The 24,846-nt window shown below is 65.5% G+C and carries 23 protein-coding genes; 2 read left to right on the plus strand and 21 right to left on the minus strand.

The window, feature by feature from the left end:
- Positions 1-11: 11 nt before the first annotated feature.
- The 4 genes from HWX87_RS21910 to HWX87_RS21925 all read right to left on the minus strand — a co-directional run bounded on the left by HWX87_RS21910 (position 12) and on the right by HWX87_RS21925 (position 3,490).
- The gene (locus HWX87_RS21910) at positions 12-761 is read right to left on the minus strand and encodes an electron transfer flavoprotein subunit beta/FixA family protein (protein WP_047900131.1); all 750 of its coding nucleotides are present in this window, start codon (positions 759-761) and stop codon (positions 12-14) included.
- A gap of 227 nt (positions 762-988) precedes the next feature.
- A complete protein-coding gene (locus HWX87_RS21915; RefSeq protein WP_176049254.1) occupies positions 989-1,783 on the minus strand; it encodes a MetQ/NlpA family ABC transporter substrate-binding protein in 795 nt (264 codons plus the stop codon).
- Positions 1,784-1,812: 29 nt separating this feature from the next.
- The gene (locus HWX87_RS21920; RefSeq protein ID WP_011351347.1) at positions 1,813-2,466 is read right to left on the minus strand and encodes a methionine ABC transporter permease; all 654 of its coding nucleotides are present in this window, start codon (positions 2,464-2,466) and stop codon (positions 1,813-1,815) included.
- Positions 2,456-3,490 carry a methionine ABC transporter ATP-binding protein gene (locus HWX87_RS21925; protein ID WP_176049255.1) on the minus strand — a complete coding sequence of 345 codons (1,035 nt, stop codon included), beginning with the start codon at positions 3,488-3,490 and terminating at the stop codon, positions 2,456-2,458. The genes HWX87_RS21920 and HWX87_RS21925 overlap by 11 nt, the downstream gene beginning before the upstream one ends.
- Positions 3,491-3,706: 216 nt before the next feature.
- On the opposite strand from HWX87_RS21925, the gene HWX87_RS21930 reads away from it, so the two are divergent.
- The gene (locus HWX87_RS21930) at positions 3,707-4,627 is read left to right on the plus strand and encodes an alpha/beta hydrolase (RefSeq protein ID WP_176049256.1); all 921 of its coding nucleotides are present in this window, start codon (positions 3,707-3,709) and stop codon (positions 4,625-4,627) included.
- A 30-nt stretch (positions 4,628-4,657) separates the two neighbouring features.
- On the opposite strand, the gene HWX87_RS21935 is transcribed toward HWX87_RS21930, so the two are convergent.
- Complete coding sequence (locus tag HWX87_RS21935; protein ID WP_011351344.1) at positions 4,658-5,581, minus strand: histone deacetylase family protein; 924 nt, start codon at positions 5,579-5,581, stop codon at positions 4,658-4,660.
- Positions 5,582-5,624: 43 nt separating this feature from the next.
- Here HWX87_RS21935 and mltB point away from each other — a divergent pair, with 43 nt between their 5' ends.
- Positions 5,625-6,971, plus strand: coding sequence for a lytic murein transglycosylase B (mltB, locus tag HWX87_RS21940; protein WP_176049257.1), 1,347 nt, complete (start codon positions 5,625-5,627; stop codon positions 6,969-6,971).
- Positions 6,972-7,050: 79 nt separating this feature from the next.
- On the opposite strand, the gene cysM is transcribed toward mltB, so the two are convergent.
- The 16 genes from cysM to gyrA all read right to left on the minus strand — a co-directional run bounded on the left by cysM (position 7,051) and on the right by gyrA (position 24,810).
- Complete coding sequence (cysM, locus tag HWX87_RS21945; protein ID WP_124448883.1) at positions 7,051-7,953, minus strand: cysteine synthase CysM; 903 nt, start codon at positions 7,951-7,953, stop codon at positions 7,051-7,053.
- 223 nt (positions 7,954-8,176) lie between these two features.
- Entirely contained in the window at positions 8,177-8,530 is a 354-nt protein-coding gene (locus tag HWX87_RS21950) for a helix-hairpin-helix domain-containing protein (RefSeq protein WP_176049258.1), read from the minus strand.
- Between the two features lie 74 nt (positions 8,531-8,604).
- Positions 8,605-9,597, minus strand: coding sequence for an ADP-glyceromanno-heptose 6-epimerase (rfaD, locus tag HWX87_RS21955; RefSeq protein ID WP_176049259.1), 993 nt, complete (start codon positions 9,595-9,597; stop codon positions 8,605-8,607).
- Between the two features lie 63 nt (positions 9,598-9,660).
- Complete coding sequence (rfaE1, locus tag HWX87_RS21960) at positions 9,661-10,611, minus strand: D-glycero-beta-D-manno-heptose-7-phosphate kinase (RefSeq protein WP_176049260.1); 951 nt, start codon at positions 10,609-10,611, stop codon at positions 9,661-9,663.
- A gap of 7 nt (positions 10,612-10,618) precedes the next feature.
- The gene (locus tag HWX87_RS21965) at positions 10,619-12,019 is read right to left on the minus strand and encodes a UDP-glucose/GDP-mannose dehydrogenase family protein (protein ID WP_176049261.1); all 1,401 of its coding nucleotides are present in this window, start codon (positions 12,017-12,019) and stop codon (positions 10,619-10,621) included.
- Positions 12,020-12,109: 90 nt separating this feature from the next.
- Positions 12,110-13,282 carry a lipopolysaccharide assembly protein LapB gene (gene lapB / locus HWX87_RS21970; RefSeq protein ID WP_124448893.1) on the minus strand — a complete coding sequence of 391 codons (1,173 nt, stop codon included), beginning with the start codon at positions 13,280-13,282 and terminating at the stop codon, positions 12,110-12,112.
- A 53-nt stretch (positions 13,283-13,335) separates the two neighbouring features.
- Positions 13,336-13,629 carry a LapA family protein gene (locus HWX87_RS21975; protein WP_059779691.1) on the minus strand — a complete coding sequence of 98 codons (294 nt, stop codon included), beginning with the start codon at positions 13,627-13,629 and terminating at the stop codon, positions 13,336-13,338.
- 208 nt (positions 13,630-13,837) lie between these two features.
- Positions 13,838-14,161, minus strand: coding sequence for an integration host factor subunit beta (locus HWX87_RS21980; protein WP_006486894.1), 324 nt, complete (start codon positions 14,159-14,161; stop codon positions 13,838-13,840).
- A gap of 22 nt (positions 14,162-14,183) precedes the next feature.
- Positions 14,184-15,896, minus strand: coding sequence for a 30S ribosomal protein S1 (gene rpsA / locus HWX87_RS21985; protein WP_166957495.1), 1,713 nt, complete (start codon positions 15,894-15,896; stop codon positions 14,184-14,186).
- Between the two features lie 142 nt (positions 15,897-16,038).
- Positions 16,039-16,725, minus strand: coding sequence for a (d)CMP kinase (cmk, locus tag HWX87_RS21990; RefSeq protein WP_176049262.1), 687 nt, complete (start codon positions 16,723-16,725; stop codon positions 16,039-16,041).
- Positions 16,726-16,738: 13 nt separating this feature from the next.
- On the minus strand, positions 16,739-18,043 hold the full coding sequence (gene aroA / locus HWX87_RS21995) for a 3-phosphoshikimate 1-carboxyvinyltransferase (RefSeq protein ID WP_176049263.1): 1,305 nt from the start codon (positions 18,041-18,043) through the stop codon (positions 16,739-16,741).
- 13 nt (positions 18,044-18,056) lie between these two features.
- Positions 18,057-18,983, minus strand: a complete 927-nt coding sequence (locus HWX87_RS22000; protein WP_176049264.1) for a prephenate dehydrogenase/arogenate dehydrogenase family protein — start codon at positions 18,981-18,983, stop codon at positions 18,057-18,059.
- Between the two features lie 186 nt (positions 18,984-19,169).
- Positions 19,170-20,252, minus strand: a complete 1,083-nt coding sequence (pheA, locus tag HWX87_RS22005) for a prephenate dehydratase (protein WP_176049265.1) — start codon at positions 20,250-20,252, stop codon at positions 19,170-19,172.
- Between the two features lie 33 nt (positions 20,253-20,285).
- Entirely contained in the window at positions 20,286-21,368 is a 1,083-nt protein-coding gene (gene serC / locus HWX87_RS22010; RefSeq protein ID WP_176049266.1) for a 3-phosphoserine/phosphohydroxythreonine transaminase, read from the minus strand.
- 155 nt (positions 21,369-21,523) lie between these two features.
- On the minus strand, positions 21,524-22,123 hold the full coding sequence (locus HWX87_RS22015) for a DUF2059 domain-containing protein (RefSeq protein ID WP_021157463.1): 600 nt from the start codon (positions 22,121-22,123) through the stop codon (positions 21,524-21,526).
- A gap of 83 nt (positions 22,124-22,206) precedes the next feature.
- The gene (gyrA, locus tag HWX87_RS22020; protein WP_176049267.1) at positions 22,207-24,810 is read right to left on the minus strand and encodes a DNA gyrase subunit A; all 2,604 of its coding nucleotides are present in this window, start codon (positions 24,808-24,810) and stop codon (positions 22,207-22,209) included.
- Positions 24,811-24,846: the final 36 nt, after the last annotated feature.

Here is a 24,846-nt window from a genome sequence, read left to right on the forward strand (position 1 = left end):
TGCGCTCCCTCTTACAGCACCTTGGCTTCGGTCTTCAGCTTCTCGACCAGCGTCTTCACGTCCGGCACCTTCACGCCGGCTGCGCGCTTCGGCGGCTCGACGACCTTCAGCGTCTTCAGACGCGGTGCGACGTCCACACCGAGGTCTTCCGGCTTCACGGTTTCCAGCGGCTTCTTCTTCGCCTTCATGATGTTCGGCAGCGTCACGTAACGCGGCTCGTTCAGGCGCAGGTCCGTGGTGATCACGGCCGGCAGCGTCAGCGACAGCGTTTCCGCGCCGCCGTCGACTTCACGTGCGACCGTTGCCTTGCCGTCAGCCACCGTCACCTTCGACGCGAACGTCGCTTGCGGCAGGCCTGCCAGCGCGGCCAGCATCTGGCCGGTCTGGTTCGAATCGTCGTCGATCGCCTGCTTGCCGAGAATCACCAGTTGCGGCTGTTCCTTGTCGACCAGCGCCTTCAGGATCTTCGCGACGGCCAGCGGCTCGACGCTGTCGGTCGATTCGACGAGGATCGCGCGATCCGCGCCGATCGCCAGCGCCGTACGCAGCGTTTCCTGCGCCTGCGTGACACCCACCGACACGGCGATCACTTCGGTCGCGACGCCCGCTTCCTTCAGGCGCACGGCTTCTTCAACGGCGATTTCGTCGAACGGGTTCATCGACATCTTCACGTTCGCGATGTCGACACCCGTGTTGTCCGACTTCACGCGGACCTTCACGTTGTAATCGACCACTCTTTTCACTGGCACCAGGATTTTCATGCACACGCTCCAAAGTTACGAATACGACCAGAGGCCATTCTATAGCGAGGCCTCATGACTGCGCGGCCAAGCGGACCCATCCATCGTGGCTGTCGAGGATACCGCTTCTTGGCGACGCGCCAATGATAGCGAACGATCGTTCTATTTTAAAAGAGAAAAAACCCGGACGCAAAGCCCGGGTTTTCGATCACCAACTCTAATCCCGCCGGGCGCCCGTCCTCCGCCCGTTACCAGGCGGCGATGACCGCACCGCCGAACTTGCCTTCGATGAACTGCTTCACGTCGGCCGAATGATAGGCCGCGATCAGTTTCGCGACCCAGGGCTTGTTCCGGTCCGCCTCGCGAATCGCGAGGATGTTCGCGTACGGACCGTTCGGACCCTCGATCGCGATCGCGTCCTGTTTCGGTTTCAACCCCGCTTCCATCGCGTAGTTGGTGTTGATCGCGGCCGCGTCGACATCGCCGAGCGAGCGCGGAATCTGCGCCGCATCGAGTTCGACGATCTTCAGCTTGCGCGGATTGTCGACGATATCGAGCGGCGTGGCCTTCAGCCCCGCATCCGCGCGCAGCTTCAGCAGACCCTGCTTCTGCAGCAGCAGCAACGCGCGGCCGCCGTTGGTCGGATCGTTCGGCACCGCGACGCGCGCGCCCGGCTTCAGTTCGGCCAGCGACTTCACGCGCTTCGAATAGATGCCCATCGGGAACGTCACGGTATCCGCGACCTTGATCAGCTTGTAGCCGCGATCCTTCACCTGCGCCTGCAGATAAGGATCGTGCTGGTAGCTGTTCGCGTCGAGGTCGCCCGACGCGAGTGCCGCGTTCGGCTGCACGTAATCGGAGAATTCGACGATGCGGATCTCGAGGCCGTTCTTCGCCGCGACCTTCTTCACCGCCTCCATGATCTGCGCGTGCGGTCCGCCCGTCACGCCCACCTTGATGGTTTCGGCCTGCGCGTGCGCGCCCGCGAACAGCGCGGCCGCACCCAGTGCCGCCGCGAACTTCAGCATGAAACGTCGTTGCATCGTGTCTCCCCTAACGGATCGGTTTCGTCTTATTTGTGGCTCAGCCGGCGCACGAGCCAGTCGCCGAACGACTGCACGATCTGCACGAACACGATCAGGATCGCGACGACCGTCCACATCACTTCAGGCAGATAGCGCTGGTAACCGTAGCGGATCCCGAGATCGCCGAGCCCGCCGCCGCCGATTGCACCGGCCATCGCCGAATAACCGACCAGCGACACGAACGTGATCGTCAGGCCCGCGACGACGCCCGGCAGCGATTCGGGCAGCAGCACCTTGAAGACGATCTGCGACGTGGTCGCGCCCATCGACTGCGCGGCCTCGATCAGCCCGCGGTCGACTTCGCGCAGCGCCGTCTCGACGAGACGCGCGATGAACGGCGCGGCTGCGAGCGTCAGCGGCACGACCGCCGCGGCCGTGCCGATCGACGAACCCGTGACGAGACGCGTGAACGGAATCACCGCGACCAGCAGGATGATGAACGGCGTCGAGCGGACGGCGTTCACGATGCCGCCGAGCACGCGATTCACCGCGAGGTTCTGCAGCACGCCCTGGCGGTCGGTCAGGTAGAGCAGCACGCCGAGCGGCAGGCCGACGAGCGCGCCGACCACTCCGGAGATGCCGACCATGATCAGCGTCTCCCAGAACGACTGCACGAACATATCGAACATCTCACTCAACATACGAAAGCTCCTCTACCACCACACCTTGCTCGCGCAGGAACGCGAGCGCCTGCCCGACCTTGCCCGGCTCGCCGCCCGCGAGCACCGCGAGCGAACCGAATGCCTGCCCCTGGATCTCGTCGATCTGGCCGTGCAGGATGTTGAAATCGAGTTCGTACCGGCGGATCGTCTCCGACAGGATCGGCTGGTCGACACCCGAGCCCGTGAACGCGAGCCGCAGCAGATGCCCGCGGCCCGTCTTCAGGCGTTCGGCCACGCGTGCCTTCAGCGCGGACGGCAGCTCCTGTGCGATCACGTCGCCGATCAGCGCGCGCGTCACTTCGTGATGCGGCTGCAGGAACACGTCGATCACGCGGCCTTCCTCGACCACGCGCCCGGCATCGAGCACCGCCACGCGATCGCAGACCTGCTTGATCACTTCCATCTGGTGCGTGATCAGCACGATCGTCAGGCCGAGTTCGCGATTGATGCGCTTCAGCAGATCAAGGATCGAACGCGTGGTTTCGGGATCGAGCGCGGACGTCGCTTCGTCCGACAGCAGCACCTTCGGCTGGCTCGCGAGCGCGCGCGCAATGCCGACACGCTGCTTCTGCCCACCGCTGATCTGCGACGGGTAGCGATCCTTCTGCGCGGACAGCCCGACGAGGTCGAGCAGCGGCAGCACGGCGGCCTCGATCTCGGCACGGCTTGCGCCGGCCAGCTCCAGCGGCAGCGCGACGTTGTCGAACACCGTGCGCGACGACAGCAGGTTGAAGTGCTGGAAGATCATGCCGATCTCGCGGCGCGCCTCGCGCAGCGCGCCAGCCGGCAGCAGCGTGAGATCGCGCCCGCCGACGACGACATTGCCTTCGGTCGGCCGCGTGAGCAGGTTGATGGTGCGCACGAGCGTGCTCTTGCCGGCGCCGCTTCGGCCGATGATGCCGAACACCTCGCCCTGCGGGATCGTCAGGTTGACGTTGTGCAGCGCCTCGACCCAGCCGCTCGGCCCGGGGAAACGCTGCGAAAGATTGCGTAATTCGATCATGTAAACAAAACGGCGGCCGGCCGGCGAGATGGCCCGCCAGTCGGCCGCCGATGCATCTGGAATAACCGTCGATTTTACCGCAAACCCCTCATTCCCCTTAATAATCGATTTCGATCTTTTCATAACTACACGAAATTAGAGGGGCGCCGCTGGCCCGCCGCGCAAAGGCCGCGTCTATGATCCGGAACACCGACCAACAAACAGGGGACACGCCAGATGACCGCCACCACCACGCCGGCCGCCGCGCCCGCCACCGCCGGCGTCGCGCCTTCGTCGGTACCCGCACCGAAAATGGGCCGGCTGCGTACCGCCGACGGGCTCGAACTGGCGTCGTACCGCTGGCCGGCTGGCGACGGCAGCGCGCCGCCACGCGCGACTGTCGCGCTCGTGCATGGCCTTGCCGAACACGCGGGCCGCTATGCCGCGCTCGCCGGCCGGCTGAATGCGGCCGGTATCGACGTGCTCGCGATCGACCTGCGCGGGCACGGCCAGTCGCCCGGCAAGCGCGCGTGGGTCGACCGCTTCGACGGCTACCTGAACGATGCGGATGCGCTGGTGGCCGAAGCCGCACGCGGCAATTCGCCGCTGTTCCTGATGGGTCACAGCATGGGCGGCGCAGTCGCGGCGCTCTACGCGATCGAGCGCGCGCCGGCCCGCGGCCACGCGCTGACGGGCCTCGTGCTGTCGAGCCCGGCGCTCGTACCGGGGCGCGACGTGCCACGCTGGATGCTCGCGGTGAGCCGCATCATCAGCCGCGTATGGCCGACGTTTCCCGCGATCAAGATCGATGCGGCATTGCTGTCGCGCGATCCGGCCATCGTCGCGGCCAATCGCGCCGATCCGCTCGTGCACCATGGCGCGGTGCCCGCGCGCACCGGCGCGGAGATTCTCGACGCGATGGCGCGTATCGAAAGCGGCCGCGGCGCGCTGCGCGTGCCGGTGCTCGTCTATCACGGCACCGAAGACAAGCTGACCGAACCCGACGGCAGCCGCGCGTTCGGCGCGCGCGTCGGCTCGCCCGATCGTACGCTGACGCTATATGAAGGCGGTTTCCACGAAACGATGAACGATCTCGACCGCGACCGCGTGATCGACGCGCTGATCGCGTGGATTCACGCGCGCGCGCCGGCACGCTGAGCGCGCCCGGCGCGCCCTGCCAGCCGGGAATCAGATACCGGCCAGCACGCGCAGGTGCGCGACGACGCTGCGCCCGAGCGCGGACAGGTTGTAGCCGCCTTCGAGGCAGCTCACGATGCGGCCCTGCGCATGCCGGCGCGCCACGTCGACGATTTGCGCGGTCAGCCATTCGAAGTCGGCCTCGACGAGCCCGAGGTTGCCGATGTCGTCCTCGCGATGCGCATCGAAACCGGCCGACACGAACAGCATCTGCGGCTTGAATGCGTCGAGGCGCGGCAGCCAGAACATGTCGACGGCTTCGCGGATCGCCATCCCGTTGCTGCGTGCGGGCATCGGCAGGTTGACCATGTTCGGTGCCTGGTGATCGACGCCCGAGAACGGGTACAGCGGATGCTGGAAGAAGCTGCACATCAGCACGCGCTCGTCGTTCGCGAACGCGGCCTCGGTGCCGTTGCCGTGGTGCACGTCGAAATCGATGATCGCGACACGTTCTAAGCCGTGTACGTCGAGCGCATGCCGCGCGGCGATCGCGACGTTGTTGAAGAAGCAGAAGCCCATCGCACGCGCGGGCTCCGCATGGTGACCGGGCGGACGCACGCCGCAGAACGCATTCGCATAGCGGCCTTCGATCACCGCATCGGTCGCCGCGATCGCGGCGCCTGCCGCGCGCAGCGCCGCGCGCCACGTGTCGCGATTCATCAGCGTATCGGGATCGATCTCGACGTAGCCGTCGACCGGCGTCATGCTGCGGATGTAGTCGATGTGCGCCTGCGTATGCACTCGGCCCAGCGCGACCTCGCTCGCGAACGGCGCGGTTTCATGCACGATCAGATCGTCGATGCGGCTCGCAATCAGTTGATCCTGGATCGCCGACAGGCGGGCCGGGCATTCCGGATGCCATTCCCCCATCTCGTGCAGCATGCAGTCGGGGTGCGTATAGAAAGCGGTTGCCATAAGCTGTCATCGGCGGCGCGCGGTGCGCCGCAGGTCTCCATCAATGATGTCCATCGTCTGCCGCGAATTCGCCGCTAACTTACCACAACGGGGGCCTGCTACGCCCCGGCGCGCGGGATCCGTCGGGTATACTGCGCCGAACACAATCGCCCTGTCCGCCCGCTTCGACATGAATTCCAGCAAGCCTGCCGCCCCCCTCTCCGCGCTGTTCCGTGTTCGCGTGCCGCTCGTCGCCGCCGCTGTCGTCGCGGCCCTCGGCACTGCGCCTGCCGGCGCGCAGACGCAGCCGGCGAAGCCCGCCGGCAAGCTCGTCGCTCAGGCCCAGCCGCAGCAGCCGGTGCCGCAAGGCCAGACCTTCGAAGAGGAAATTGTCCCGCAGCGTTACGCGAACAACGCGAAGGTCGACGCCTTCATCGACGAGATGGTGAGCCGCAACGGCTTCGACTCCGCAAGCCTGCATGCGCTGTTCTCGCGCATCAGCTACTCGGCGACGGCCGTCAAGCTCGTGAGGCCCGCCCCGTCGCCGACGGTCAAGAACTGGCGCGTCTATCGCTCGCGCTTCATCGAGCCGATCCGGATCAACGCGGGCGTGAAGTTCTGGAAGGCGAACCAGGCGACACTGCAGCGCGCGTCCGAGCAGTTCGGCGTGCCGCCCGAGGTGATCGTCGGCATCATCGGCGTCGAGACGATCTATGGCCGCTACATGGGCAATTTCCGCGTGCTCGACGCGCTGACGACGCTCACGTTCGACTATCCGGACACGCCGAATCGCGACAGCCGCCAGGCCACGTTCCGCAAGAATCTCGAGGACTTCCTGGTCTGGACCCGCGACAACCAGCTCGACCCGACCACCGTGCTCGGCTCCTACACGGGCGCGATCGGGATTCCGCAGTTCCTGCCGAGCAGCATCCGCGAATATGCGGTCGACTTCGACGGCACGGGCCACGTCGATCTGCGCAGCAGTCCTGTCGATGCGATCGGCAGCGTCGCGAACTACCTGAAGCAGCACGGCTGGGAAACCGACCGACCGGTGGTCTGGCAGATCACGCCCGATACGGGCAGCCTGGGCATCGCGCAGGCCGCCGCCGACGGCCAGCCGGAACCGCACTGGGCGCTGTCGCAACTGATGCGCGCGGGCATGACGCTGAACGAGCCGACTGTCAACATCACGACCGAAGCCGGCACGCCGGTGACCGTGGTCGACCTGCCGTCGCCGGGGCGCGCGACCGAGTACATGCTCGGGCTCAAGAATTTCTATGTGCTGACGCGCTACAACCGCAGCTTCTTCTACGCGCTCACCGTGTACCAGCTCGGCGAAGCCGTGAAGGCGCAGATGGAAGCGAGCGGCGCGCTGAAGCCGGCCGACACCGACGACGCGCAGTCGCAGTAAGATCTGCCCGCCCAAAGAAAAAGCGCCGCACAAGCGGCGCTTTTTTTATCGCCGGCGCGCTGCGCACGCCAGCCCGTGTTCAGGCAGGGAACACGCCGGTGGACAGATAGCGGTCGCCGCGGTCGCAGACGATGAACACGATCGTCGCGTTCTCGACCTGACGCGCGATGCGCATCGCGACTTCGCACGCGCCGCCCGACGAAATGCCCGCGAAGATGCCTTCAACCGCCGCCAGCCGGCGCGTCATCGTTTCCGACGCAGCCTGGCTCACGCTTTCGACACGGTCGACGCGGCTGCGATCGAAGATCGTCGGCATGTACGCTTCCGGCCACTTGCGGATGCCCGGAATGCGCGAACCGTCTTCCGGCTGCGCACCGATGATCTCGATCGCCGGATTCTGCTCCTTCAGATAGCGCGACGTGCCCATGATCGTGCCCGTCGTGCCCATGGCCGACACGAAGTGCGTGATGCGCCCTTCGGTATCGCGCCAGATCTCCGGCCCCGTCGCTTCGTAGTGCGCGACGGGATTGTCGGGGTTCGCGAACTGGTCGAGGATCACGCCCTTGCCTTCGCGCTGCATCTCGTCCGCAAGATCGCGCGCCAGTTCCATCCCGCCCTTCACCGGCGTCAGGATGATCTCGGCGCCATAAGCGGCCATGCTCTGGCGGCGCTCGACCGACAGGTCCTCCGGCATGATCAGCACCATCTTGTAGCCGCGAATCGCCGCTGCCATTGCGAGTGCGATGCCGGTGTTGCCGCTCGTCGCCTCGATCAGCGTATCGCCCGGCTTGATGCGCCCGCGCGCCTCGGCCTTGCTGATCATCGACAACGCGGGACGATCCTTCACGGAACCGGCCGGGTTGTTGCCTTCGAGCTTCGCGAGCACCACGTTGTTGCGCGCGCGAATCTCGTCGTCCGGCAAGCGGACCAGTTGCACGAGCGGCGTATTGCCGATCGTGTCTTCGATAGTTTTGTAAGCCATGGATATACCGTCAGTACGAGGCCGATCAATCAATCGATTGTAAACCAGCGCCGCCACTCGCGCCGGCAACCCCATTACGACGAAGGAATACGCATGCCGCGCGATACGTGGTCGCCGCCGGTATCGCACACGCCGCCCCCACGCAAAAAACCCGCGGCATGCCGCGGGAAGCCGTCATGACGACGGCGACTGAAGGAGCTCGTTGTCGGTCGCGCGCGACGCGTTACTTCTGTGCGGTGCGGGCCGGCGCAACAGCAGGCTTGGCGGCCGTCGGCTTGCCCGCGGCGGGTAGCGCCGCAGCCGTGCCGGCTGCGCCTGCCGCGCCGATCGTCAGCCCTTCCTTCTGAAGCCGCTCGACGGTATGCCCGCCCATGCCTTTCACGCGCGCGGCGAGATCGTCCGCATTCCTGAACGGACCGCGCGTGCCGCGTTCATCGAGGATCGCCTTCGCCCGTGCCGGACCGATGCCCTTGATGCCGACGAGCGCATCCTCGCTCGCGGTGTTGACGTCGACGGCCGCCCAGGCCGACGCGACTGCGCCGAGCATGACCGCTGCAGCAAACCATTTCCTGATCATGTGCTGGATCTCCGAAGAAAAACGGCCGGCGGCTGCCGACCGTGAGACCCAGTCTAGCGAGACAACGCCGCTGTTTAAACCTGGCCGGATAGCCAACGGACGTAGCGGTCGACCCCTTCCTGCACGGTCAGGAACGGTGCGTCGTAGCCGGCTGCGCGCAGCTTCGTCTGGTCGGCCTGCGTGAAGCACTGGTACTTGCCGCGCAATGCATCGGGGAACGGTACGTATTCGATCAGCCCCTGCTCGACCTGCTGCGCGAGCGTCAGCGGCGGCTGGTTGTCGAGCGCGCGCAGCGTGTTCACGACCGTCGACGCGATATCGTTGAACGGCTGCGCCCGGCCCGTGCCGAGGTTGAAAATGCCCGACTTCTCCGGATGATCGAAGAAGAACAGGTTCACCTTCGTCACGTCCTCGACCGACACGAAGTCACGCGTCTGCTCGCCCGGCGCATAGCCGTTGTACTCGCCGAACAGCTTCACCTTGCCTTCCGCGCGGAACTGGTTGAAGTTGTGGAACGCGACCGACGCCATGCGCCCCTTGTGCGTCTCGCGCGGGCCGTACACGTTGAAATAGCGGAAGCCCGCGATCTGGCTCTTCGCGCTCGGCAGCACGCGACGGATCACCTGGTCGAACAGGAACTTCGAATAGCCGTACACGTTCAGCGGCGCCTCGACGTCGCGCTCCTCGACGAAGCGCGTCGAGCCGCCGTAGATCGCGGCCGACGACGCGTACAGGAACTGCGTGCCCTGCGCGAGGCAGGTATCGAGCACCGCGCGGCTGTAGCGGAAGTTGTTGTCCATCATGTAGCGGCCGTCGGTTTCCATCGTGTCCGAACAGGCGCCTTCGTGGAACACCGCACGCACCTTGCCGAAATCGCCGCGCGCGAAGCGTTCGACGAATTCCGTCTTGTCGAGATAGTCGTCGATCTCGCAATCGACGAGATTCCGGAACTTGTCCGCGCGCGTCAGGTTGTCGACCGCGATGATGCGCGACTCGCCGCGCTCGTTGAGCGCCTTGACGATGTTCGCGCCGATAAAACCGGCTGCGCCGGTGACGATGAGGGTCATGATCGTCCTGCCTGAAAAGTGCGAGCCACTCGTGCGACGCGCTGGTCGCGCCGCCGAATGCGCTCAGTGAAACAGTTCGTCGTAGTCCACCGTGGCCGTGCCGAGCTTGCCGACCACGATGCCAGCCGCGCGATTCGCGAGCACGACCGCGTCGACCAGCGGCACGCCGGCGCCGAGCATCGTCGCGACCGTCGCGATCACGGTATCGCCCGCGCCCGACACGTCGAACACCTCGCGCGCGAGCGCCGGTGCATGCAGTTCGCCGGTGGCGGAAAAAAGCGTCATGCCCTCTTCCGAGCGCGTGAGCAGCAGCGCGTCGATGCCGAGTTCCCCACGCAGGTTCGCGACGCGCGCGCGCAGATCGTCTTCCGACTTCCACTGGCCGACTACTTCGCGCAACTCCGCGCGGTTCGGCGTGATCAGCGACGCGCCGCGATAGCGCGCCCAGTCGTCGCCCTTCGGATCGACGAGCACCGACTTGCCGGCCGCACGCGCCTTCTCGATCATCGTCGTGACGTGCGTCAGGCCGCCTTTCGCGTAATCCGACATCAGCACGACGTCGTGCTGGGGCAGCAGCGCGTCGAAGCGCGCGAGCCCCGCGAGCAGCACCTCGTGCGTCGGCATCGCCTCGAAGTCGACGCGCAGCAGTTGCTGCTGGCGCGCGAGCACGCGCAGCTTGATCGTGGTCGGCAGTGCCGGGTCGCGCTCGAGATGCGGCGTCACGCCGCTGCTGGCGAGCAGCTCGACGATCCGCTCGCCGGGCTCGTCGCACCCGACGACGCACAGCAACCCGGCCTGGCCGCCGAGCGTCACGGCATTGCGCGCGACGTTGGCTGCGCCGCCGAGCCGCTCCTCCTGACGCTGCACGTGCACGACCGGCACTGGCGCCTCAGGCGAAATGCGATCGACGTTGCCGAACCAGTAACGGTCGAGCATCACGTCGCCGACGACGAGCACGCGCGAGCGCGCAAGCTGCGCACGCGGCACCGGAACGATTTCGCGAAGTGTATTCATCGTGTGGTCAGCCACGGGAGGACGACTGGGGATCGACATACGGCCGGCCGATCGCGTAGTAGTCGATGCCCAGTTCGGCCATCGCGTCCGGCTCGTACAGGTTGCGCCCGTCGAAGATCACCGGTGCCTTCAGTTCGGCCTTCAGGCGCGTGAAATCGGGGCTCCGGAATTCCTTCCACTCGGTCACGATCACGAGTGCGTCCGCACCCGTCACGGCGACGTCCTGCGTCTCGACGAGATGCAGCCGCGCCAGCGCGTCGGCATCGTTGCCGAAATCCAGCTCGAACACACGTCGCGCTTCGTCGACCGCGACCGGATCGTACGCGCGCACGGTCGCGCCGCGCTCGAGCAGTGCGGCGATCAGGCGACGGCTCGGCGCCTCGCGCATGTCGTCGGTATTCGGCTTGAACGCCAGGCCCCATACGGCGAACTCGCGGCCCTTGAGGTCGGCGCCGAAGCGCTGCTCGATCTTGCCGATCAGCACGTCCTTCTGCGCATGGTTCGCAGCCTCGACGGCTTCCAGGATACGCAGCGGCTGGCCGTTCTCGCCGGCGGTGCGAATCAATGCCTGGACGTCCTTCGGGAAGCACGAGCCACCGTAGCCGACGCCGGCGTACAGGAAGTGATAGCCGATGCGCGGATCGGAACCGATCCCGCGGCGCACGGCCTCGATGTCGGCGCCGACCTTGTCGGCGAGATTCGACATCTCGTTCATGAACGAGATGCGCGTCGCGAGCATCGCGTTCGCCGCGTACTTCGCGAATTCGGCCGAGCGCACGTCCATGTAGATCGTGCGCTCGTGGTTGCGGTTGAACGGCGCGTAGAGCTTCTTCATCTTCTCGCGCGCGATCGTGCCCGTCTCGTCGTCATCGACGCCGATGATGATCCGGTCCGGACGCATGAAGTCCTCGACCGCGGCACCTTCCTTCAGGAATTCCGGGTTCGACACGACCGAGAAGCGATGCGCGACGCTGCCCGCGAGCCCGCGTGCGGCCAGCGCCTCGTCGACCACGCCGCGCACGCGCTGCGCGGTGCCGACCGGCACCGTCGACTTGTCGACGATCACCTTGAAGCCCGTCATGTAGCGGCCGATGTTGCGTGCGGCCTCGAGCACGTACTGCAGGTCGGCCGAGCCGTCCTCGTCGGGCGGCGTACCGACCGCAATGAACTGGATCTCGCCGTGCGCGACGCTCGCCTCGATGTCGGTCGAGAAGCGCAGGCGCCCCGCCGCGCGGTTGCGCGCGATGATGTCCAGCAGCCCCGGTTCGTGAATCGGCATCCCGCCGTTGTTCAGGATGTCGATCTTGCGCGGATCGACGTCGAGACAGAAGACGTCGTGACCGATCTCCGCGAGGCAGGCGCCCGTGACGAGACCGACATAGCCGGTGCCGATGATGGTGATTTTCATAGATGTTCCGGTACTTCCCGGTGATTGACTAACTTGGCCGCCGGGACGAGCCCGGCGGCAACCGCAGCGCGTTGGCTCCGCGTGCCGGGATCAGCCCGGCATCGCAGGTTCGACGCGGCGCGGCGCATAGGTTTCCCAGCCGCTGCATCCGGGGCACTGCCAGTAAAAGAGCCGTGCCCGGAAACCGCAATTCTGGCACGTATACCGTGGCAGATTTTTCGTGCGCTGCTTGATCAGCGCACGCATCATTTCAAGTTCCTTACGGCGCGGCTCGTCGGCCGCCGCGATCTGCGCATCGAGCAGGTGCAGCATCCCCGACAGGTTCGGCGACTTCTCCATCTGCATGCGCGCGAGCGTGTGCGCCGCCTCCTGGCCGCGCAACCCGGCGATGTGCTGGTACGCGATGTCGAGCAGATCGTTCGACGGATAGCGGTCGACATACCCCATCAGCAACTCGGCGCCCTCGGCGTTCTTGCCAAGCGCGACATAAGCCTTCATCAACTTGTCGGCGACGAGCGGCAGGTACGCGGGGTTCTGCGCTTCGACGCGCTTCCAGTGCTCGATCGCGGCTGCGTGGTCGCCCGCCGCCTCCGCTGCGTCGCCGGACAGCACCGTCGCACGCACGTTCTGCGGGTTCACGGTCAGCGCCAGGCGCAACTGTTCGGCTGCCGCAGCCGCATTCTTGCGCTGCAGCGCTTCCTGCGCGAGTTCGCAGTGGAACTGCGCAATTTCGACGCCGAGCGGCTTGTCGCTCATCGATTCGATGCGCTTCGCGGTATCGATCGACTTGTTCCAGTCCTTCTCGATCTCGTAGATCGTCAGCAGCGCCCGCTGCGCGCCGAGCGCGTAGTCGCCGTCGGCGAGCTTGTGGAACGCCTCCTCGGCGCGATCGAGCAGGCCGGCCTTCAGGAAATCCTGGCCGAGCTCGTAAAGCGCGTGGTCGCGTTCGTTGACCGGCAGGTCCGTGCGGCTCAGCAGGTTCTGGTGCACGCGGATCGCGCGGTCGGTCTCGCCGCGGCGGCGGAACAGGTTGCCGAGCGCGAAGTGCAGCTCGACCGTCTCGGGATCGAGCTTGGCGACCTCGATGAACGCGTCGATCGCCTTGTCGGGCTGTTCGTTCAGCAGAAAATTCAGGCCGCGGAAATACGAGCGCGGCAGGTTGGCACTCTCCGACAGGAGATTCTTCAGGTCATAGCGTGACGCCGCCCAACCGAGCGCGAACGCGACCGGAATCGCGAGCAACCACCAAAAATCCAGATCCATGCGAAATATCGAAGCAGAGACGAAAACCGCGCGATGATCGCGCGGCGTCCGTGTTAAATGACGGGCGGCATCGGCGGCTGATCGATGACGGCGGGCGTTTCGCGCGCCGCACGCAGATCGCGCTTCAGGCGCCCGTTCTCGAGACGCAGGCGGAAAATCGAAGGCAGCGCGGACAGCAGGCCCGCCAGCAACCCCACGGCGAAGAACGCCAGGCCGATCAGGATCAGCGGCGCTTGCCATGTGTAGCCGGCAACGAAATTCAGCGTCGCGGTTTGCGTATTGGCCAGCGCGAGCACCAGCAGCAGGACGAACACCAATACCCGGATCAGCCAGACGATAAACTTCATGAAGCCCTCTCTTTGTTGAGGTTTGCTGCGGCGCGCGACTCCCCTTCGTCGCACCGAATCGACCCGTATTGTAAAGGAAGCGTTTCCGCGGCTGCGCACATCCTGCGCCAGCCGTTGCGTCGCTGCCGCCGGAAATGAAAAAAGCGCCCCAGGGGGCGCTTTTCTTTTCAGCCTTCGCCGGACGGGTTCCGGGCACTCCGAACGACGTTCAACGCTCGTCGTCCGGATCGTCAGCCTTCAGCGGTTCACCGGCGCGGCCGTCGACGCGTTCACGCAATTCCTTACCAGGCTTGAAGTGCGGCACGAACTTCTCGGGCACCTGCACTTTCTCCCCTGACTTCGGGTTGCGTCCGACGCGCGCCGGGCGACGATTGAGGCCGAAGCTGCCGAAACCCCGAATTTCGATGCGATGCCCTTTCGCCAGGGCATCGGACATCGCATCGAGCATCGTTTTCACCGCGAAATCCGCATCCTTGAGGACAAGTTGCGGAAATCGCGATGCCAGCTGCGCGACCAACTCGGATTTGGTCATACTTCAGCAGACCTCGTGAGGCTTACTGGTTCTGGCCGTCGAGCTTCGCCTTCAGCAGCGCGCCGAGGTTGGTCGTACCGGTCGCAGCCGAGCTGGTGTCCGACTGCAGGCCGCGGATCGCTTCCTGTTGTTCAGCCGAATCCTTCGCCTTGATCGACAGGTTGATGCCGCGCGACTTGCGATCGATGTTGATCACCATCGCGTTGACCTTGTCGCCTTCCTTCAGCACGTTGCGTGCATCTTCGACGCGATCCTGCGAGATTTCCGACGCACGCAGGTAGCCTTCGATGTCGCCCGTCAGCGTGACGACCGCACCCTTCGCATCGACCGTCTTCACGACGCCGTCGACGATCGAGCCCTTGTCGTTCATTGCAACGTAGTTGCTGAACGGGTCGCCTTCGAGCTGCTTGATGCCGAGCGAAATACGCTCCTTCTCGACGTCGATACCGAGCACGATTGCTTCGACTTCGTCGCCCTTCTTGTACTTGCGAACGGCTTCTTCGCCGGTTTCGCTCCACGACAGGTCCGACAGGTGGACCAGGCCGTCGATGCCGCCCGGCAGACCGATGAACACGCCGAAGTCGGTGATCGACTTGATTGCGCCCGTGATCTTGTCGCCCTTCTTGAAGTTGCGGCTGAAGTCATCCCACGGATTCGGCTTGCACTGCTTCATGCCGAGGCTGATACGACGACGGTCTTCGTCGATCTCGAGGACCATGACTTCGACTTCGTCGCCCAGCTGGACAACCTTCGACGGTGCAACGTTCTTGTTGGTCCAGTCCATTTCCGACACGTGGACGAGGCCTTCGATGCCCGATTCCACTTCGACGAATGCGCCGTAGTCGGTGATGTTCGTGACCTTGCCGAACAGGCGCGTGCCCGACGGGTAACGGCGCGAGATGCCTTCCCACGGATCGTCGCCAAGTTGCTTGATGCCCAGCGAGACGCGGTTCTTCTCTTGGTCGAACTTGAGGATCTTCGCGGTGACTTCCTGGCCAACCGACAGGACTTCGCTCGGGTGACGCACACGACGCCATGCGATGTCGGTGATGTGCAGCAGGCCGTCGATGCCGCCGAGGTCGACGAACGCGCCGTAGTCGGTGATGTTCTTGACCACGCCGTTGACGATCGCGCCTTCCTTCAGCGTCTCGAGCAGCTTCGCGCGCTCTTCGCCCTGGGTCGCTTCGATCACTGCACGACGCGACAGCACGACGTTGTTACGCTTGCGATCGAGCTTGATCACGCGGAACTCGAGCGTCTTGCCTTCGTACGGGGTCGTGTCCTTGACCGGACGCGTGTCGACCAGCGAACCCGGCAGGAACGCGCGGATGCCGTTGACCATCACGGTCATGCCGCCCTTCACCTTGCCGGTGATCGTGCCGGTGACGAGTTCGTTGTTGTCGAGCGCCTTTTCCAGCGACAGCCACGATGCAAGGCGCTTCGCCTTGTCGCGCGACAGGATCGTGTCGCCGTAGCCGTTTTCGAGTGCGTCGATCGCGACGGACACGAAATCGCCCGACTGCACCTCAACCTCGCCCTGATCGTTCAGGAATTCCTCGATCGGAATGTAAGCCTCGGACTTCAGGCCTGCATTGACGACCACGAAGTTGTGGTCGACGCGCACGACTTCGGCGGAAATCACTTCGCCGGCGCGCATGTCTTGGCGGGTCAGCGACTCTTCGAACAGAGCCGCAAAAGATTCAGTATTCGGGGTAGAGGTTTGCAGGTCGGACATAAAAATCTGATTGTGCATGGGTCGCTGTGCCACGCCGGCCGGAATGGCAGGCTGAAAGGGCCAGATCGATGACCACACGGGGTTAAGGGTTCGAAACACGCTCCGCGCTTACGACGCGGAGCACCTACCGCGACCCGCCTTCTCAGGCGGGCTGGCCGAGCGCCCGGTACCACTGCAGCACTTGATCGACGGCTTCATCGACCGAAAGCGCCGACGTATCGAGCAGCTTGGCATCTGCTGCAGGCTTCAGCGGCGCGGCTGCGCGATTGCTGTCGCGCGCGTCACGTTCACGAAGATCCCGGAGCAAGTCATCTATATTAGCAGAAAAACCTTTTTGCATCAATTGCTTATGCCGTCTGGTCGCGCGAGCCTCGGCGCTGGCCGTCAGGAACACCTTCAGCACGGCATCCGGGAAGATCACCGTGCCCATGTCGCGCCCGTCTGCGACGAGGCCCGGCGTCTTGCGGAACGCGCGCTGGCGCGCGACGAGCGCGGTGCGCACGGGCCCGTGCACGGCAATGGCCGATGCGCGGTTGCCAACCGCTTCGGCGCGGATGTCGTTCGACACGTCGACGCCGTCGAGCTGCGCACAGCCTTCGCGAAACGTGATGTGGAGATCGTCGATCAGCTTCACCAGCGCGTCGATATCCTCCGCCGCGATGCCGTAGCGCACGCTCGCGAGTGCGGCAAGCCGGTACAACGCGCCGCTGTCGAGCAGGTGGAAGCCAAGGTTCGCGGCGACGAGCGCGGCGACGGTGCCCTTGCCGGAAGCGGTCGGGCCGTCGATCGTGATGACGGGAGTCGGGTGAAAGGGTCGGGTCGATTTCATCGGAACAGTCGGGTCATGCTTTGGCGAGCGCGGCGAAGCGGTCGAAATAGTCGGGGAACGTCTTGCCGACGCACTTCGGATCGTTGATCCGCACGGGCACGCCGCCCAGGCTGACGAGCGAGAAGCACATCGCCATCCGGTGATCGTCGTACGTGTCGATCGCCGCGTTCGGCGTGAGCTTTTCCGGCGGCGTGACGACGAGATAGTCGGGGCCTTCCTCGACGATCGCGCCGACCTTGCGCAGCTCGGTCGCCATCGCGGCGATGCGGTCGGTCTCCTTCACGCGCCAGCTCGCGATGTTGCGCAGCGTACTCGTACCGTTCGCGAACAGCGCCGCGACCGCGATGGTCATCGCCGCATCGGGGATCAGGTTGAAGTCCATGTCGATCGGCTCGAGCTTGCCGTGGTCGTGGCCGATGCCGCGCACATCGATCCAGTCGTCGCCCATCGTCACGTTCGCACCCATCTGCATCAACGCGTTCGCGAAGCCGACGTCACCCTGGATGCTCGCGCGCCCCACGCCCTCGACACGCAGCGGGCCGCCGCCGAGCGCGCCGGCCGCGAGGAAGTACGACGCGGACGACGCGTCGCCCTCGACCATGATCCGCCCCGGCGAGCGGTAGCGGACGCCGGCCGGCACGACGAAGCGCTGCCAGCCGTCGCGCTCGACGGTCACGCCGAAGCGCTCCATCAGCCGGATCGTGATGTCGATGTACGGCTTCGAGATCAGCTCGCCGTCGACTTCGACGACGGTCCGGCCGTCCTTCGCCTTCACGAGCGGCAGCGTCATCAGGAGCGCCGTGAGGAACTGGCTCGACACGTCGCCGCGCACGCGGATCGGTGCATCGACCGAGATCGCCGCCGGCTTGATCCGCAGCGGCGGAAAGCCTTCGTTCAGCTCGTAGTCGATCTGCGCGCCGATCTGGCGCAGGCCGTCGACGAGATCGCCGATCGGCCGCTCGTGCATGCGCGGCACGCCGTGCACGCGATAGTCGCCGCCGTTTACCGCGAGCGCGGCGGTCAGCGGCCGCACGGCCGTGCCCGCGTTGCCGAGGAACAGGTCGGCCGTCTTCGCGGTGAACGCGCCGCGCGTGCCCGTGACGACACAGGTGTCGCCGTCACGCGCGAGCTTCACGCCGAGCTTGCCGAGTGCATCGAGCATCACGCGCGTGTCGTCGGAGTCGAGCAGGTTGGTGATCGTCGTTTCGCCTTCGGCCAGCGCCGCAAGCAGCAGCACGCGGTTCGAAATGCTTTTCGAGCCGGGCAGGCGCACGGTGCCCGATGCGCTGGAGTACGGGCCGAGATCGAGATAGTCCATGGGAATCGTCCTGTTATTTCTTGACCGGTTCGGCAACGGGCGCGCCGCCGCGCTCCTGCCATGCCTTGCGTGCGGCGCGCGAGCGCGTGAACACGGCTTCGAGCGCCGCGCCGTCGCCGGCGTCGATCGCCTCACGCAGCCGCGCGAGCACGCGCGTGTAGCCGTCGAGTTCGTCGAGCAGCGCCGTGCGGTTCGCGACGCATACGTCGCGCCACATTTCCGGGCTCGACGCGGCGATGCGCGTGAAATCGCGGAAGCCGCCCGCCGCGTACGAGAATTTCAGTTCCGCGTCGGTCTCACCGAGGATCTGCTCGACGAGTGCGAACGACAGCACGTGCGGCAGATGGCTGATCGATGCAAACACGCGATCGTGCTGCTCGGTGCTCATCATGCGCACGTCGGCGCCGGTCGCACGCCACATCGCTTCGATGCGCGCGACGGATTCCGGCGCGTTCTCCGGCAGCGGACACAGCACGACGTTGCGCCCGACGTACAGGTCCGGCAGCGCGGCCTCGACGCCACTCGACTCGCGGCCGGCGATCGGATGCCCCGGCACGAACTGCGCGATCCGCGGGCCGAGCGCTGCACGCGCGGCCGCAACGACGTCGGACTTGGTGCTGCCCGCATCGGTGACGATCGTCGCATCGTCGAGCCACGGCGCGATGCGCGCGAGCAACGGGCCCGTCTGCGCGACGGGTGCGGCCAGCAACACGAGATCGGCGCCGGCAAGCGCGGCGCGCAATTGCGCATCGTCGTCGAGCGCCGCCGCGCGGTCGATCACGCCGAGCGACAGTGCGCGCTCGACCGATGCACGCGAACGGCCCACGCCGACGATCTCGCCCGCACCGCCCGGCGCACGCTCGCGCAGCGCGCGGGCCAGCGATCCGCCGATCAGGCCGACACCGAAGATGACCAGTTTGTTGAATGCAAAGCCTGACACGACAAGAGCCAAGTTACGCGCGCGAAGCGTTGCCCCGCACGCGGAATTCCAGATTCCGGGCAACGGGCCCGCACCCGGCGCAACCTGCACCGAATGCCGCCCGAACCCGCCTTCGGCAGCGCCGACCGGCCTGCCCTGCCCGCCTGGCCGCCGCGCCTGCACGTGCAGGCGACGGACCGCCGCGCGTCAACGTGCGCGCGGATACGAACCGAGTATCTTCAGGAACGCGGCTTTCTGGCCGAGTTCCGCGAGCGCGGCCGCCACCGACGCATCGTCGCGATGCCCTTCGATGTCGATGTAGAAGTAGTACTCCCACGTGCCGACGCGCGCCGGACGCGACTCGAAGCGCGTCATCGACACGCCGTGCCGCGCGAGCGGCTCGAGCAGCTTGAACACGGCGCCCGGCTCGTTCTTCACCGACACGATCAGCGACGTCTGGTCGTGACCGCTTTGCCCGGCCGGCTGCTTGCCGATGATCACGAAGCGCGTGCGGTTGTGCGGATCGTCCTGGATCAGCGAGAACGCGATCTGCAGGCCGTAGTGCGCGGCCGCGCGATCGCCCGCGATCGCCGCGACGCTCGGGTCGGCCGCCGCGAGACGCGCAGCTTCCGCGTTGCTCGCCACCGCCTGCCGCTCGAGCTGCGGCGCATTCGCCGCGAGCCACTGCTGGCATTGCGCGAGCGCCTGCGCATGCGCGCAGACGCGCTTCACGCCGTCGAGCGTGCCGCTTTGCGTCAGCAGATTGTGGTGGATCGGCAGCGCGAGTTCGCCGCTGATCAGCAGTTGCGTCTGCAGCAGCAGGTCGAGCGTGCGCGACACGGCGCCTTCGGTCGAATTCTCGACCGGTGCGATGCCGAACGCGGACGCACCGGCCTCGACCGAGCGGAACACCTCATCGATCGACGGGCACGGCAGCCCTTCGATCGACTGGCCGAAATACTCGAGCATCGCCTGTTCGCTGTACGTGCCGACCGGCCCGAGGAACGCGACGTGGATCGTCTGCTCGAGCGCGCGGCTCGCGGCCATGATCTCGCGCCAGATGGCGCTGATATGCTCGCTCGCGAGCGGCCCCGCACTCATGTCCTGCAGCCGCGCGATCACCTGCAGCTCGCGCTCGGGCCGGAACACCGGTGCGTTGAAATGCTTCTTGACCTCGCCCACCTCCAGCGCCACCGCGGCGCGCTGGTTCAGGAGTGCGATCAGCTGCGCATCGATCGCATCGATGCGATCGCGCAGCGGTTTCAGGCGGGAATTCAGTTCGTCGTCCATGCGTTTTGCCGTGCTGTTTGAACAGCGCCGCCGTCAGGCGCCGCGCTGCTCGAAGTCCTTCATGTACTCGACGAGCGCTTTCACGCCCTCGAGCGGCACCGCGTTGTAGATCGACGCCCGCATGCCGCCGACGGACTTGTGGCCCTTCAGCTGCAGCAGCCCGCGCGCCTTTGCGCCGGCAAGGAAGTCTTCATTGCGCGTTTCGTCGGCCAGGAAAAACGGCACGTTCATCCGCGAACGCGCCGACGGCTCGACCTTGTTCAGATAGAAGCCGCTCGCGTCGATCGTGTCGTAGAGCAGCTTCGCTTTTTCGGTATTGCGGGCCTCGATCGCTTCGAGGCCACCCTGCCGCTTCAGCCACTGGAACACGAGGCCCGCGATGTAGATCGCGTAGGTGGGCGGCGTGTTGTACAGCGAGTTGTTCGCGGCAATCGTCTTCCATTCGAATGCGGACGGGCAGATCGACAGCGCGCGATCGAGCAGATCCTCGCGCACGATCACGACCGTCACGCCGGCCATCCCGATGTTCTTCTGCGCGCCGCCGAACAGCACGCCGTACTTCGCGACGTCCATCGGGCGCGACAGGATGTGCGACGAGACATCCGCGACCAGCGGCACGTCGCCGAGATCCGGAATCTCGAACGTCTCGACGCCGTCGATCGTCTCGTTGGTGCACAGATGCACGTAGGCCGGATCGTCCGACAGCTGCCATTCGGCCCGTGCGGGTGCGCGCGTGAAGCCGTCTTCGGTCTTGCCGGTTGCGGCGAGATGCGGCGTGCCGTATTTCTTCGCTTCGCTGAACGATTTCTGCGACCACGAGCCCGTCACGACGAAGTCGGCCGTCTTGCGCGAGCCGAGCAGGTTCATCGGCACGATCGCGTTTTCGGCGATACCACCCCCCTGCAGGAACAGGATCCGGTGGCTGGCCGGCACGCCGAGCAGGTCGCGCAGGTCGGTCAGCGCGGCCTCGTGGATCGACATGAACTCCTTGCCGCGATGGCTCATCTCCATCACGCTCATGCCGCTGCCGTGCCAGTCGAGCATTTCGTCGGCGGCTTGCCGCAGCACTTCCTCGGGCATCGCCGCAGGGCCGGCGGAGAAATTAAAGACGCGCATCGTGAAAACCTCGGAGGGACGCGACCGGCTCGCCGCCGGCAGAACGCGCCAGAAAAGAAATGGCCGCTTGCGCTCACGCGCAAACGGCCATTATCGCACTGTCGTCAGGCTCCCGCCAAACCCGGCCGAACGGCCGGTGGCGTGCCCGGACGGCTTTACTTGCCCGGCTTGACTGCTGCGACTTCCTTGTCAGCCTGCGTACGCGTTGCCTGGATCGCTTGCGGCATGTACTTCTGCATCAGGCCGTTGACCACGTCGCGACCGACCTGATCCTGAACCTGGATGAACTTGCGGCCCGTCGGGCTCTTGTAGAACGTCGTCAGATCCTTGATCTCCGACGTGCTGTAGTACTTCGCGTAGGCGTCGTACTGAGCCGACATTGCGTCGTTCTGGAACTGTTGCGTACCGAACACCTTGCCTGCGCCGTCAACCAGCTTCGGCACGGCGTTCTTCTGCAGCGTCGGAACGGCAGCCTGCTTCTGCTTGTCGTTCAGCGTCTTGTTTTCCGACAGCGCGTCCGACAGGATCGCCGGCACGAGTTGCTTGGCCTGCATTTCGGCGCTGTTGCCGATTGCCGACACGAGCTTCGGCGCGTCGATCGCGTCGAGCAGATCCTTGATCGCCGCCTTCTTGTCGGCGTCGATCGGCGCAGCTGCCGCGGCAGGCGCCGGTGCGGAATTCGACAGCGCTTGCGCCATCGCGAACGTCGGCACCAGTGCAGCCAGCAGGACCAGTTGCTTGAATTGCTTTTGCATCATCACTCCCTTTTGGAAATATGAATGGTTGCTCGCCGGCCGCGGCGCTTTTCGCCCGCGGCGGCCAGAGTCTCATCCGTTCTTCAGGCTTCGCCGTCCGACGCCTCGTCGGCCTCGCCATCGCCCTCCTCGGCCTCCGCGATCTGCTGCAGGCCGGAGAGCTTGGTACCCTCATCGAGACTGATGAGTGTAACACCTTGCGTAGCACGCCCCATCTCGCGAATCTCGGACACACGGGTGCGAATCAACACGCCGGCCGTCGTGATCAGCATGATCTGATCCTCGGCGTCGACGAGCGTCGCGGCCACCACCTTGCCGTTACGCTCGGACGTCTGGATCGCGATCATACCCTTCGTGCCGCGGCCATGACGCGTGTATTCGGTGATCGGCGTGCGCTTGCCGTAACCGTTCTCGGTCGCGGTGAGCACGGTCTGCTCCTCGCTGCCGGCAACCAGCAGCGCGATGACCTGCTGCCCGTCCTCGAGCTGCATGCCGCGCACGCCGCGCGCCTCGCGCCCCATCGGACGCACGTCGTTCTCGTCGAAACGCACGGCCTTGCCGGAATCGGAGAACAGCATCACGTCGTGCGCGCCGTCGGTGATCGACGCGCCGATCAGGAAGTCGCCGTCGTCGAGGCCGACCGCGATGATGCCCTTCTTCATCGGACGGCTGAATGCCTCGAGCGGCGTCTTCTTCACGGTGCCGAGCGACGTCGCCATGAAGATGAACTTGTCGGCCGAGAATTCCTTGACCGGCAGCACGACGTTGATCTTCTCGCCTTCCTGCAGCGGGAACATGTTGACGATCGGGCGGCCGCGCGAGTTGCGCGAACCCTGCGGCACTTCATAGACCTTGACCCAGTACACGCGACCGCGGTTCGAGAAGCACAGGATGTAATCGTGCGTGTTCGCGATGAACAGCGTCTCGATCCAGTCGTCTTCCTTCATCTGCGTCGCCTGCTTGCCGCGGCCGCCGCGCTTCTGCGCGCGGTACTCGGACAGCGGCTGCGACTTCACGTAGCCCGCATGCGACATCGTGACGACCATGTCCTGCGGCGTGATCAGATCCTCGGTGTTCAGCTCGGTCGCGTTCAGCTCGATCTTCGAGCGGCGCGCGTCGCCGAATTCGGCCTTCACCGAGGTCAGCTCCTCGCCGATCATCGTCGTGATCCGCTCGGGGCGCGCGAGGATGTCCAGCAGGTCGGCGATCTGCGCCATCACTTCACGGTACTCGCCGATGATCTTGTCCTGCTCGAGGCCGGTCAGGCGCTGCAGACGCATCTGCAGGATTTCCTGGGCCTGCGTGTCGGACAGGCGGTACAGCCCGTCGCCCTGCATGCCGAACGCCGGGTTCAAGCCTTCCGGACGATACGCGGAGCGGCCGCCCGCCGATGCGTTCTCGGCTTCGGCACGCGTCAGCATTTCGCGCACGAGCGACGAATCCCACGGCTTCGCCATCAATTCCGCTTTCGCGATCGGCGGCGTCGGCGCGGCCTTGATGATCGCGATGAAATCGTCGATGTTCGCGAGCGCGACCGCGAGACCTTCGAGCACGTGGCCGCGTTCGCGGGCCTTGCGCAGTTCGTAGATCGTGCGGCGCGTCAGCACTTCGCGTCGATGCGACAGGAAGCACTGCAGGATTTCCTTCAGGTTCAGCAGCTTCGGCTGGCCGTCGACGAGCGCGACCATGTTCATGCCGAACGTGTCCTGGAGCTGCGTCGCCTTGTACAGGTTGTTCAGCACCACTTCCGGCACTTCGCCGCGCTTGAGCTCGATCACGACGCGCATGCCGCTCTTGTCGGACTCGTCGCGGATGTCGGAGATGCCTTCGAGCTTCTTCTCGTTGACGAGCTCGGCGATCCGCTCGAGCAGCGAGCGTTTGTTCACCTGGTACGGCAGTTCGTCGACGATGATCGCCATCCGCTGGCCGCGGTCGATCTCCTCGAAGTGCGTGGCCGCGCGCATCACGACGCGACCGCGCCCGGTGCGGTAGCCGTCGCGCACGCCGGCGACACCGTAGATGATGCCGGCCGTCGGGAAGTCCGGCGCCGGGATGATCTCGATCAGCTCGTCGATCGTCGCTTCCGGGTTGCCCAGCAGGTGCTGGCACGCGTCGACGACTTCGTTCAGGTTGTGCGGCGGGATGTTGGTCGCCATGCCGACCGCGATGCCCGACGAGCCGTTGATCAGCAGGTTCGGGATGCGCGACGGCAGGACCGACGGCTGCGTTTCGTTGCCGTCGTAGTTCGGCTCGAAATCGACCGTTTCCTTGTCGATGTCGGCGAGCAGTTCGTGACCGATCTTCGCCATGCGAATTTCGGTGTAACGCATCGCCGCGGCGTTGTCGCCGTCGATCGAGCCGAAGTTGCCCTGCCCGTCGATCAGCATGTAGCGCAGCGAGAAGTCCTGCGCCATCCGCACGATCGTGTCGTAGACCGCGGTATCGCCGTGAGGGTGGTATTTACCGATCACGTCGCCGACGATACGCGCCGACTTCTTGTACGCACGGTTCCAGTCGTTGTTCAGTTCGTGCATCGCGAACAACACGCGCCGGTGCACGGGCTTCAGGCCATCGCGGACATCCGGGAGGGCACGTCCGACGATCACGCTCATCGCGTAATCGAGATACGAACGGCGCATTTCCTCCTCTAGGGAGGTGGGCAGGGTCTCTTTGGCGAATTGATCCATGTATCCGTATCGTTTCGGAGCGAAGACGGCGAACGC

It is taken from the genome of Burkholderia sp. BCC1644, from assembly GCF_902833225.1.
In the GTDB taxonomy this organism is placed as follows: domain Bacteria; phylum Pseudomonadota; class Gammaproteobacteria; order Burkholderiales; family Burkholderiaceae; genus Burkholderia.